Origin of the sequence: Pasteurella sp. XG20 (assembly GCF_018968665.1) — a bacterium.
GTDB classification, from domain to species: domain Bacteria; phylum Pseudomonadota; class Gammaproteobacteria; order Enterobacterales; family Pasteurellaceae; genus Pasteurella; species Pasteurella multocida.
On sequence record NZ_CP076656.1, the window covers coordinates 1,396,241 to 1,409,001 of the forward strand.

The window sequence follows — 12,761 nt, forward strand, 5'->3', positions numbered from 1 at the left end:
TACTGTTAACGTTTTCCCAAAAGTTGTCTAATTTGTGCTTTTAACATATTAATGGCAATTCGATTTTTACCACCTCGCGGGATCACGATATCAGCATATTGTTTAGAGGGCTCAATAAACTGTAAAAACATGGGACGCACTGTTTTACGATACTGCTCCACCACCGATTCTAAACTTCGACCACGTTCTTTCATGTCACGTTGTAAGCGACGAATAAAACAAATATCCAGTGGTGTATCGACAAAAACAGAGACACTGACTTCATCACGCAATTTTTCATCAGTAAGCAATAAAATCCCTTCCAGAATGATCACTTTTTTAGGTTCAAAGTGTTGGACTTGATTGGTTCGAGTATGCTCAACGTAGCTATAGACGGGAATATCAACAGGTTGACCAGATTTGAGTGCTTTGAGGTGTTCAATTAAAAGGTGTCTATCCATAGAATTAGGATGATCATAGTTGGTTTTAATTCGATCTTCCATATCCAAATGACTTTGATCTTTATAATAAGAGTCTTCGGAAATAATGCCAATTTCTTCGCAACCTAGCTCATCACACAACTCTCGATGAACAGTTGAGGCAATTAAGCTTTTTCCTGATGCTGAAGCCCCAGCGATGGCAATAATAATACAAGATGGTGTTGATGAGTTTGACATAGCTATCCCTAAAAAAGCGTTGTTTTGATCGACAAATTATAAAGAAAAAAATCCACTTTTAATAGCACAATTCCAAGACAGATAAAATAAAGCAGATATTTTGCTCATTTACCATAATTTGGAGTAAAGAATCTCTATTTTGTGATAACTCTCACGGTATTCTCCTTTACTTTGCTGTAGGATTTAGAATCACTTTATGACGTTATGTACTTGTGACATATCATTTTTTTCTAATATGAAAAGGGGCAATCACTATGAAGTTCAAAAAACTTTCTTTCGCCATTTCAAGCGCACTTTTAGCTACTGGGTTACTGGCTTCACAAGCCTACGCCAAAGGGCGTTTAGTCGTATATTGTAGTGCGACAAATGAAATGTGTGAGGCAGAAATTAAAGCATTCGGTGAAAAATATGATGTGAAAACCTCATTTATTCGCAACGGCTCAGGCAGCACATTTGCGAAAATTGAAGCTGAAAAAAATAACCCTCAAGCGGATGTTTGGTATGGCGGAACTTTTGACCCACAATCACAAGCCGGTGAATTAGGTCTATTACAGCCTTACCGTTCGCCTAATGTTGATCAAATTGTGCCACGTTTCCAAGACCCTGCAAAAGTGAAAGGTAACTATACTTCTGCGATTTACATGGGGATTTTAGGTTTTGGTGTGAATACAGAACGCCTCAAAAAACTAGGCATCAATGAAGTACCAAAATGCTGGAAGGATTTAACAGACCCTCGATTAAAAGGAGAAATTCAAATTGCCGATCCACAAAGTTCTGGTACAGCTTACACAGCTATCGCTACCTTCGTTCAACTTTGGGGAGAAGAAGCCGCATTTGATTACTTCAAAAACGTACATCCAAACATTTCTCAATACACAAAATCTGGTATCACACCGTCCAATAACACGGCACGTGGCGAAACGACCATTGGTATTGGTTTCTTACATGACTACGCTCTACAAAAACAACAAGGTGCGCCAATTGAAATGATCGTGCCATGTGAAGGTACGGGCTATGAACTTGGTGGGGTGAGTATCCTCAAAGGTGCGCGTAACTTAGATAACGCTAAACTCTTCGTAGACTGGGTATTATCGAAAGAAGGACAAGAGCTTGCTTGGCAAAAAGGCAATAGCCTACAGATCTTAACAAATACCACAGCCCAACAATCACCAACCGCTTTTGATCCAACAAAATTAAACTTAATCGATTATGATTTTGAAAAATACGGTGCCGCGGATGAGCGTAAACGCTTGATTGGTAAATGGGTAGATAGTATCAAATTATCGAAATAGTGAGACAAAAAAGAGGGCAAACCATGAAAAAAACACATCTTGCCCTATTTGGCATGTTAGTGGCAGGTTTAACTGCCACTAATGTGGCAAAGGGCGAAGGCAGATTAGTCGTTTACTGCAGTGCACAAAATGTTGTTTGTGAAAAAGCAGTACAAGGTTTTGCAAAAAAATATGATGTCAAAACCTCTTTTATCCGTAATAGCTCGGGCAGTACCCTAGCGAAAATCGATGCAGAAAAAAATAACCCGCAGGCTGACGTTTGGTATGGTGGACCTTTTGATACTCACTTACAAGCGGCTGAACTCGGTTTATTAAGTCCTTATCCATTCCCTAAACTCAGTGAAGTGATGCCACAATTCCAAAAATTAGGTGATGGCAAAAGCTCCATTGTCTATATGGGAGTACTCGGTTTTGGGGTCAATACAGAACGTTTGAAAAAGTTAGGGATCAAGGACGTGCCAAAATGCTGGAAAGATTTAGCTGATCCTCGTTTTAAAAATGAAATTCAAATGGCTGACCCACAAAGTTCAGGTACAGCATATACGGCTATTGCCACGTTCGTGCAACTTTGGGGAGAAGAACAAGCATTTGATTATTTAAAACAACTTGATCAGCATATTTCACAATATCCAAAAGCAGGGACCGCACCGTCACGTAATACTGCGCGCGGTGAAACCACTGTTGGCATCGGCTTCTTACAAAACTATTCTTTTGAAAAAGAAAATGGTGCGCCAATCGAATTGGTTGTACCTTGTGAAGGGACAGGGTATGAATTGGGTGGCATCAGTGTGATTAAAGATGCGCGTAACTTAAAAAATGCGCAGCTCTTTGCTGATTGGGTTATGTCAAAAGAAGCACAGGAACTGTCTTGGAAGGAAGCGCAATCACACCATGTACCAACTAACATTCACGCCGAACCGTCACCTTATGCGCTTAAGCCAAGTGAATTGAACTTAATTAATTATGACTTTGATAAATTTGGTTCAAATGAAATGCGTAGTCACCTCATCGGAAAATGGGTTGATAAAATCAAACTCAATAAATAGTCAGGAGTCAGCATGAAAACATTAAAAATCTCTGCCATTTCCACCGCACTTTTACTCAGTGGCGGATTGCTCTCCTCTCTCGCTTTCGCAGAAGGGCGATTAACTGTTTATTGCAGCGCACAAAACACGATGTGTGAGCAAGAAGTTGAGGCATTTGGCAAAAAGTATGACGTCAAAGTCAGCCATATTCGTGCGGGAACAGGCAGTATTTTAGCGCGAATAGAGGCAGAAAAAGCCAATCCTCAGGGTGATGTTTGGTATGGCGGTACGCTAGATCCCCATTCACAAGCTGGAGAAATGGGGCTCCTCTCTGCTTATCAATCACCTAATTTGCAATACATTCCGGATGAACTCAAAGATCCCGCTAAAGTTAAAGGGAATTACACTTCCGCCATTTATTTAGGGGTACTCGGTTTTGGAGTAAACACAGAACGTTTAGCCAAATTGAATATTCCCGTTCCTAAATGTTGGCAAGATTTGACCGATCCACGCTTGAAAAATGAAATCCAAGCCGCCGATCCACAAAGCTCAGGAACAGCCTACACAGCATTAGCGACTTTTATCCAACTTTGGGGGGAAGACAAGGCGTTTCGTTATTTGACGGATTTACATAAAAACGTGTCGCAATATACCAAGTCCGGTAACACGGCGACACGCAATACTGCGCGAGGAGAAGCGGCTATTGGTATCGGGTTCTTACATGAACATTCCATTGAAAAAGAAAAAGGGGCGCCTGTTGAATTAATCGTCCCTTGTGAAGGAACGGGTTACGAAATTGGCGGGGTCAGTATTATTAAAGGCGCGAGAAACCTCGATAATGCTAAATTATTTGTAGATTGGGCATTATCAAAAGAAGCACAAGAATTATCTTGGCAAAAAGGGGAAACGCACCAGATTTTAACCAATACTCAAGCAAAACAATCACCTTATTCTCTCGACTTTAAATCAATTAATTTAATTAATTACGATTTTGATAAATATGGTGCTGTAGAAGAACGTAAACGTCTGATCAAAAAATGGGTAGATGAAGTCAAACTTGCAAAATAGTTGGTGGAAATACGTTTAATATGATTCACACGTTGTTCAACAAAAAATTTATCATTCTTGATAAGTAAAGAGGATTTTTTATTTCTTCATTCAATAGGGGCAAGCCCCCTATTGAATGGTCTATTACTGCTTAATTAGAGGTCTTTATGGAGCAGAAAAACACTTTCACATTTAGCACACCATTAATTTGGGTGTTATTCGCCTTATTAGGCTTTGCCCTTTTACCATCAAAAGCCTTAGATTACGGCTTATGGGACTCTACCAGCGATGAAATGCTTGAAGCTATGGGCTGGTATAATCTCAATTTGAGTTGGTCTTGGTTTTTAGCCGTGCTCATTTTTCCCGTTTTATCTTTGATTTTTCCAAAAGAAAGTACAAAACGTGCCAAAATAGAACTTGCTCTGATTGCAGCGATTTTCTTATTTGTCTTTATCTCTGCCACAGTCGCTAAGTTTAGCCTAGGGTATTCCGTCATCATTCTCATGGTGGCACTTCTCGCCCTTGCGACAAATGCTTTAGCACAATTAAAAGTCATGCAGGGGGATAAATTTGTCATCGCCTCGCTCATTGCGATTGTGATGACGATTTTTTTCTTTATCGTTTACCCGACTTTTGCCATTTTACTTTCCATGTTCTTTGATAATGGTGAGTTTAAACCGCAACAAGTCGCTGAAATTATCCAACAACCTTATGTGATTCGCGTTGTAGGAAACTCGCTTGCCGTCTCCTCTGTGGTCGGTGTGCTATCCACCATTTTTGGTTTAGCCTTTGCCCTCTATACCACACGTATCGCTAAACGTACGGCGTTCATTGGTAAAATTTTCTCTATTCTGCCAATTGTTACCCCGCCTTTTGTGGTCGGTTTAGGGGTTACTTTAATGCTTGGACGCTCAGGGTATGTCACTGCTTTTTTAGTGGAATATTTAGGCTTTAGCAGTAACTGGCTATATGGCTTTACTGGTATTGTGATTGCCCATACCTTAGCACTCACCCCTATGTCTTTTATGATCTTGGAAGGTGCCTTAAAATCGATCCACCCTTCGATTGAAGAGGCGGCTTATACGTTACGCTCAAATCGTTACCAAGCGTTCTTCCATATTATTTTCCCATTGCTCAAACCTGCATTAGCCAACTCCTTCTTAGTGGTCGTCATCCAATCCCTCGCGGACTTCAGTACTCCACTTGTCCTTGGCGGAAGCTTTGATGTCATTGCGACTCAAATTTACTTCTATATTGCGGGTTCACAATTAGATTATGCTTCAGCCAGTACATTAGGTACGATTCTCTTAATGTTCTCACTGGCGATTTTCGTGATTCAATATTTATGGATTGGTAAACGTTCCTATGTGACTGTTTCTGGTAAATCGTACCGCGGTGATGTGCAAGAATTGCCAAATGGGCTAAAAGGGATTATCGTCTTTTTCCTTGGCTTTTGGACGCTATTTAACCTTGTTCTGTACGGCAGTATCTTCTACGGCAGTTTCACCGTGAACTGGGGAGTTGACTACACACTCACCTTGAAAAACTACCAAATCCTGTTTGGACAAGGTTTCAGTGACGGTGCATGGCCTTCTTTAATTCAAACCGTGATTTTTGCTGCCAGTGCAGCGCCAGTGACCGCCTTATTTGGTTTACTGATTGCTTATATTACGGTTCGCCGTGAATTCAAAGGCAAGAAAACCTTGGAATTTTTAACCTTACTGTGTTTCGCTGTACCCGGTACCGTGGCGGGGGTATCCTATATTATTGCCTTCAACAGCTCACCAATTTATCTCACAGGGACAGCGATGATCATTATTTTATCAATGGTCATGCGTAATATGCCTGTGGGGATGCGTGCTGCCATTGCAGGCTTAGGTCAATTAGACAAATCGCTTGATGAAGCTTCCCTTTCCTTAAAAGGTAGCTCCTTCAAAACCATTTGGTATATTGTCTTCCCACTCTTAAAACCTGCTTTACTTTCTGCTTTAGTAACCAGTTTCGTCCGCTCAATGACCACGGTCAGCGCAATTATTTTCTTGGTTACCGCAGATACACGCGTGGCAACCTCCTATATTTTAAACCGTGTAGAAGATGGTGAATACGGTATTGCAATTGCATATGGTTCAATCCTCATCGTAGTAATGATGGCGATTATCTTATTCTTTGACTGGATCGTGGGCGATACGCGCATTTCACGTTCTAAAGCGAAAAAAATGAATTAATTGATAGGTAGTAGAATATGAGTAATAACGATTTCTTAGTGTTAAAAAATGTCACAAAAGCATTTGGTAAAGCCGTAGTGATTGATAATTTAGATCTCAGCATTAAACGTGGCACCATGGTCACGCTGTTAGGTCCTTCTGGTTGTGGGAAAACCACTGTATTACGTTTAGTGGCAGGCTTAGAAAGCCCAACTTCAGGGCAAATATTCATTGATGGAGAGGATGTCACAAAATCATCGATCCAAAATCGTGATATTTGTATTGTTTTCCAGTCTTATGCGCTTTTCCCTCATATGTCCATCGGTGATAACGTTGGCTATGGTTTAAAAATGCAAGGTGTCAGTAAAGAAGAACGTGCCAAACGTGTTAAAGAAGCACTGGAACTGGTTGACCTAGCTGGATTTGAAGATCGTTATGTGGATCAAATTTCTGGTGGTCAACAACAACGTGTTGCACTAGCACGTGCCTTAGTGCTTAAGCCGAAAGTGCTGTTATTTGATGAACCGCTCAGTAACCTTGACGCCAATTTACGTCGCTCTATGCGTGAAAAAATCCGAGAGTTACAACAACGTTTAGGCATTACTTCACTGTATGTGACCCACGATCAAACGGAAGCCTTTGCCGTATCCGATGAAGTTATCGTGATGCATAAAGGGAAAATCATGCAAAAAGCACCGGCCAAAGAACTGTATTTGCGTCCAAACTCGCTGTTTCTCGCTAACTTCATGGGCGAATCCAGTATCTTCCAAGGTACATTGCAACAAGATCAAGTCACCGTAAACGGCTACCAATTTAAGCTCAATAATGCCGCCCAGTTTGGATTAACAGACGGAGCATGCTTAGTCGGTATCCGCCCAGAAGCCATTTCTTTTAAAGAAACAGGCGAAGCTGCACAACGTTGTAGCATTAAAAGTGCGGTGTATATGGGGAATCATTGGGAGATTGTCGCCAATTGGGGAGGACAAGATCTGTTAGTCAACACCAACCCAGAGCAATTTAATCCTGAGTTGAAAGAAGCCTATGTGCACTTAGCTGAACATGGTGTCTTTCTATTAAAGCCAGAATAAAAGGTAAGAAAGGCAGACTTTACCGTCTGCCTTCTTTTTTCTAAGCCGATTTATCTAAACTTTAATGCATTCACCCTAAAGTGAGTCGTACTTGTTTAGTCGCGGACAGAATACACTTTAAATTTAGTGGTTTTGGCTAACACACAATGTGAGCCAAAATGTTGATCCAATAAATCAGGATAAGGCAAGAATGCATTCGCCACAATGCGTAATTCGCCGCCCGGTACTAAATGCCATTTCGCTTGCATAATTAATTCACTGACAGCACGATAAGCCGTGTCAATGCCATCGTGAAAAGGGGGATTTGAAATAATCAGATCGAATTTTCCTGCCACATTAGAAAAAACGTCACTGGCGATCACCTCTGCCACTAACTGGTTCTCAGCTAAAGTCCGTTGGCTAGAAGCTAAGGCTAGCGCATGAATATCCGCCATAGTCAGCTCAACTTGAGGATATTGCTGTTTAATATAAGCACCAATCACACCCGCACCACAACCTAAATCTAACACCTTTCCTCGCACCGGTTGATCTAAGGTTGAAAGCAACAAATCTGTGCCAACATCCAACTCACTCGCACTAAATACCCCCGGTAAACTGTAAATACGCAAATCACCTAAGCGAGGATGCTGATAAGTTTTCCAATAATCTGCTAACGCAAAGTGCGGTGTGTTTTTTAAACAAAAATGATACAACCCACAACGCCTTGCCGAGTCAATTTTAGCAATATCGCCATAAGCATCGAGCATTTTTTCCACAGAACGCACTCCGCAGCGATTTTCACCTACAATCAACATTTCTTGACCAATCGGAGCTTGAGCGAGTAATTGCATAAGTTGGAATTGCACTTCTTGCTTGTTTTTAGTCCAGTAAAACACCATGAGATCCGCTTTTTCTTCACAAGTTAATGAAAAATCGACCGCACTTTTGCTTTTGGCATAATCAAAATACCAACTCCATACCTTCACGCTGCGCGCCGGCACTTGCTGAGGAAACTGATCATTAATGCCCCCCGCAAATAAAACTGATTTATGCTCAAAAAAAGAAAGATGACGCTGTAGAACTTGGCTTTCAAGAGAAATCACGCTGTTAATCCTATCTGTTATTCGTTAAAATTGACGCATTATAAAGGAAAAACACGCAACGATGAAGAAATAGCATGAATAGACGAGATCTTCTGTTACAACAAATGGGTATCACACAATGGCAACTGAAGTCCCCTACTCGTTTGAAAGGGGTGGTAAAAATTAATGTAGAAGAAAAAATACGTCTCATCATCGTTGCCGAGCACGCTCTCACAACAGATTCTCCATTATTAAAAGATATTTTACGTAGCTTAGACCTTGATGAAAGCATGTGCTTATGCTTGGATTTTGAACGTATCCCCCATCTAAATACGCAATATCCTGTCCATTATTGGCTACTCAGCGATAATCAGGAAGAAATCGAACGCCTTTCGGCTTTCTGTCAACCCGCAACCGCAATTTGGCAAAGTAGCGCATGGTCGCAGTTTAAACACAACCATCATGCCAAACGCCAACTCTGGCAACAAATGCAAACAACGCTATGATGATCATTACGCAAATTACAGAACATGACTTAGAACGCTTATTTGAAATTGAGCAATCAGCCCACCTCGTCCCTTGGTCTATGGGAATCTTAAAAAATACACAAGGCGAAAATTATCTGAATTTAAAACTCACTTACCATGATCAAATTATCGCTTTCGCCATTTGCCAACACATTCTTGATGAAGCAACACTACTTAATATTGCCGTTGCTCCCTCTTTTCAAGGTAAAGGCTTCGGTAAACAGTTACTGAATCACTTACTTCAGCAATTAACCGAAAAAGGAATTTCTACCTTATGGTTAGAAGTGAGAGAATCCAACATAGCAGCACAGAAATTATATGAGCAACTAGGTTTTAATGAGGTAGATAGGCGCAAGAACTATTACCCCACGCCTCATGGTCAACGTGAAAATGCGATTGTGATGGCACGCTATCTATAAAGCTCATTTCGTTCACTATCAATGGCATAGGCATACAAAAATGCGCTCTATTTTTCAAGCTGCTCAAACATAAGCTTAAACCACGATGTTGTCCGTTCACCTATCGCGTTGAGCCTCTCCTCATCGAGTACTTGTTGTGCAAGTACTCGTTGCCAATAAATATCCCCATCCGAAGCATAATCCCCTTCCGCTAGATGATGTAACAATGTCCGAATCATATCAAAATCTGGCGTCTCAGTATGTCCATATGCTTCTAAATAACGTTGAATATTTTTCATCGGAACCATTTGCATCTGCTGATAGCCCTGCAAATAACTTTCAACATAGATTTGTAATTGTGCTAACGCGATTTCTTTTACACTTAACGCCTCGCTAGCACACAATGCTTGAAAGGTCGCTTGCCCATTCTTACCATAATAAATAGGAGGTTCATGCTGTGCTAACATTGCACATTGAATAAGGTAATACACCCAATTTTCAATTAAATGTTTTTCCTGAATTTGTCCCACTCGCCACATCACTCTACGCTGTGCATACAACTGATCTAGCAGCCCAATCAGACGAATATCGCCATAGCCACTCGGGATAGTCAAATCCACTTCGACGACATGCGCCTCTTGTTTTAAATAATCAGCAACGGTTGTTTTTAACGCGGCAATGTCTTCTTGTTGTTGTAACGCAAAGATCTGGGCAAATTCACCACGCGGTAGCATACCTTTTACTTTTAATTGAGCGAGAACCTCCGCGCTTTTTTCCTCATCACAATAAAGCAATTGCTCATTAATTTGATAGCGCATTAAGCCATCTAAAGTAAAATTTTCACTGTCTTCAATACGTTCTTCTTGTTTAGTAAAAGAAACGCCTAAATGACGTTTAAAGAAAAACGCAACAGGATGTTGAATAAAGGCAATTAAATCCGCTAACGCAATTTCACGATCCTCGGCTAACACTGTTTGTGCGATAGGTTGAACAAAATCCGCCCTCTCTTGTTTCTGAATATTTGCTAGGGGTAACCATTGGTTAGCAAAAGATCCGTTTTCTCCTCGAAAATTATCCGGACTAAATGCTGTCATCGGATGCTGTTCAATTAATCGAGCCTGCCAATCTTGTGTTTCAGCGCTTGATAACTTATCTACTAAATAGTCAATCAATTGACTGACTAACACAGACGGAGGTTTGCTTTGGTTATCCACAATGGAACGTCCCACAAAACTCACATAAAATGCCTCTTGTGCTGACAGCAGCGCTTCAAGGAACAAATAACAATCATCGTCACGGCGAAAACGGTCGGCTTTACGTCGATCATATTGCATCAAATCAAAGCTATTTGGCGTTTGTTGACGAGGATAATCACCTTCATTCATCCCCAATAAACACACCACTTTAAAGGGAATCGAACGCATCGGTAGCAAGGTGCAGAAATTCACTTTCCCTGCCAGAAACTTCATGCTATTCGGATCATCTTCTAATAATGCCGACAGGACATCAGAAACCACTTCACTACTTAACGGTTGATCAAAATGTGTTTGTTGAATATCTGTTACCATTTGCACTATTGTTTCTTGAATATATAGCAAAGTGGTAATATTCGTTTCATCCTCAGCGAAGAAATCTGTTAAAAGCGTAAGTAAATGCTGTTGCCATTTTTCAATAGGCTGAGGCGTTTGTAAAAACTGATACCATGCTGATAACCTTGCAATAAACTCCGCCAAGCGTCCGGCTAATTGCCCTTGTAGTCCATAACAAGGATCAAAGCCTAAATTCCCTTGCCAAATCCCATTTTCCTCACGCATCGCATAACCAAGCAGCATCCGCTCCAGCCCAGCTTGCCATGAGTTAGTGTTCTTTTCTTGTTTACCTTGTTCTTTTTCTACACCAAAACGTATGCCAGCATGTGCGACCCAATGCCGAATCTGCTCTAACTCCATTAACTCAATCTGAAACCTATTCCGAATCGCAGGAATATCTAATAAAGCTAAGATATCTTCTGCGCTAAACTGACTCTCTTTTAAAGCAAGTAAATGAATAAAACTTGCTATTAACACGTCATTTTCAGAAAGACGGTTATCCGAAATAGAAAAAGGAATCTGCCGCTGTGCGACCTGATTGTACTGTCCAAATACAGCTTGAATATAGGGTGTATATTTATCAATATCCGCCACCATCACCACAATATCTTTTGGAGTAAGTGTCGAGTCTTGCTGAAATAAATGAAGCAAATAGTCATGTAAGACTTCAACTTCACGCATAGGGCTATGGCAAGAATGGAACGTTAAAGAGCGGTCATTTTCAGCCAAATTTAAACCTTGCTTGCCTTCTAAATGTAAAATACGCGCTTGTACCTGAGATAAAAGATGTTGGGAAGTTAATTCGGTGTACGCATCAATACTTCGTACGCCTTCGAGCTGTTCTAATTCTGTTAATAAATATAAAAAATCTCGTCCCAATTTCCCCCAGCTTGACAGCAAAGGATGCCCCTCAAATAAATGCTCATGATCATAACTTGATTCAAATCGGGCATTATCTGTATGGTGAAAAACAGGTATAGGTAAAGCGGTATGGTAGCCAGTTCGTTGCATTTGACTTAAGCGTTGCATAAAACGCGGATCAATTAAATCACCCCAATATTCACGACAGCCATTGGTAAAAAATAAATGTACTTCACAATACCGACTCATGGCATAAAAAATTTCTAAATAGCCTTTTGGCAACGCTGAGATACCAAAAATAAAAAGACGCGGAGGTAAATTGACAGGGTGCCGGGTCTGTAAGAACTGCAAGAATTGTGTTTGTAAATAAGCACGATGTAAAGGAACAGTCTGACCGCTTTCAGACAAAACATCCGCCACTAGAGCACGCCATAGTATTGCTTGCCATTTAACATCTTGAGAAAAAGCGTTGCCTATTGGTAGGCGTGTATCTTTTAGCTTGCGTTCTAACTGTGCCATCATAGTGGCTTCATCACCACGCTCCCAACAAGCGATCCATTCTGGGCGGTAAACAAGATATTGGTCAAATAAATCAGCAATTTGGTAGGCTAATTGGTACAACTTTTGTTGTTCTGTTTGATGAGAAGAAGATAAATAATGACGAAGTGATTGAAATTCGACTTGTTCAAGATGCTCGGGAATTAAACGCATTAAACGCCATGTCATCGACGCTTTATTAAATTGGCTTTGTTCCTCAGTATTCGGTAAATTGTCTACGTATTGTTGCCAAATAAAGCTCGCAGGCATAGGAAACTTAATATTACTCGAAATCCCTTGCTGCTCCGCAATTTTCCATTGTAACCACTGTGCCATGCCTGGACTTTGAACTAAAATCACGTCTGACTGAAAGGGATCATCCAGTGTATCTTGCATTAACGTGAGCAAAATATTTTTTTGTACATCAAGATCATTAGAATAATAAATTGTAAACACAGGTCGCCTTATCCACATCG

At 40.7% G+C, this 12,761-nt stretch carries 10 protein-coding genes; 7 read left to right on the top strand and 3 right to left on the bottom strand.

Annotated elements, in window-relative coordinates; genetic code table 11:
* Positions 1–5: 5 nt before the first annotated feature.
* Positions 6–656, bottom strand: a complete 651-nt coding sequence (gene udk / locus KPF51_RS06375) for a uridine kinase (RefSeq protein ID WP_005722886.1) — start codon at positions 654–656, stop codon at positions 6–8.
* Between the two features lie 254 nt (positions 657–910).
* Between udk and KPF51_RS06380 the strand changes: the two genes are divergently transcribed.
* From KPF51_RS06380 to fbpC, 5 genes are all read left to right on the top strand, one after another.
* Positions 911–1,948, top strand: coding sequence for an ABC transporter substrate-binding protein (locus KPF51_RS06380; protein ID WP_005754420.1), 1,038 nt, complete (start codon positions 911–913; stop codon positions 1,946–1,948).
* 23 nt (positions 1,949–1,971) lie between these two features.
* The gene (locus KPF51_RS06385) at positions 1,972–2,994 is read left to right on the top strand and encodes an ABC transporter substrate-binding protein (RefSeq protein WP_005722890.1); all 1,023 of its coding nucleotides are present in this window, start codon (positions 1,972–1,974) and stop codon (positions 2,992–2,994) included.
* 12 nt (positions 2,995–3,006) lie between these two features.
* On the top strand, positions 3,007–4,041 hold the full coding sequence (locus KPF51_RS06390) for an ABC transporter substrate-binding protein (protein ID WP_005722892.1): 1,035 nt from the start codon (positions 3,007–3,009) through the stop codon (positions 4,039–4,041).
* Positions 4,042–4,187: 146 nt separating this feature from the next.
* The gene (locus KPF51_RS06395) at positions 4,188–6,245 is read left to right on the top strand and encodes an iron ABC transporter permease (RefSeq protein WP_005754424.1); all 2,058 of its coding nucleotides are present in this window, start codon (positions 4,188–4,190) and stop codon (positions 6,243–6,245) included.
* Positions 6,246–6,262: 17 nt separating this feature from the next.
* Positions 6,263–7,312 carry a ferric ABC transporter ATP-binding protein gene (gene fbpC / locus KPF51_RS06400; protein ID WP_005722897.1) on the top strand — a complete coding sequence of 350 codons (1,050 nt, stop codon included), beginning with the start codon at positions 6,263–6,265 and terminating at the stop codon, positions 7,310–7,312.
* Positions 7,313–7,407: 95 nt separating this feature from the next.
* On the opposite strand, the gene rsmC is transcribed toward fbpC, so the two are convergent.
* A complete protein-coding gene (rsmC, locus tag KPF51_RS06405) occupies positions 7,408–8,394 on the bottom strand; it encodes a 16S rRNA (guanine(1207)-N(2))-methyltransferase RsmC (protein ID WP_061405917.1) in 987 nt (328 codons plus the stop codon).
* Positions 8,395–8,468: 74 nt separating this feature from the next.
* Between rsmC and KPF51_RS06410 the strand changes: the two genes are divergently transcribed.
* Both KPF51_RS06410 and rimI read left to right on the top strand, forming a co-directional pair.
* Entirely contained in the window at positions 8,469–8,879 is a 411-nt protein-coding gene (locus KPF51_RS06410; RefSeq protein WP_005722901.1) for a DNA polymerase III subunit psi, read from the top strand.
* A complete protein-coding gene (gene rimI, locus KPF51_RS06415) occupies positions 8,876–9,319 on the top strand; it encodes a ribosomal protein S18-alanine N-acetyltransferase (RefSeq protein ID WP_005722903.1) in 444 nt (147 codons plus the stop codon). The genes KPF51_RS06410 and rimI overlap by 4 nt, the downstream gene beginning before the upstream one ends.
* A 47-nt stretch (positions 9,320–9,366) precedes the next feature.
* Here rimI and recC read toward each other — a convergent pair whose 3' ends face one another.
* Positions 9,367–12,741 carry an exodeoxyribonuclease V subunit gamma gene (gene recC / locus KPF51_RS06420; RefSeq protein ID WP_005722905.1) on the bottom strand — a complete coding sequence of 1,125 codons (3,375 nt, stop codon included), beginning with the start codon at positions 12,739–12,741 and terminating at the stop codon, positions 9,367–9,369.
* Between the last annotated feature and the right edge of the window lie 20 nt (positions 12,742–12,761).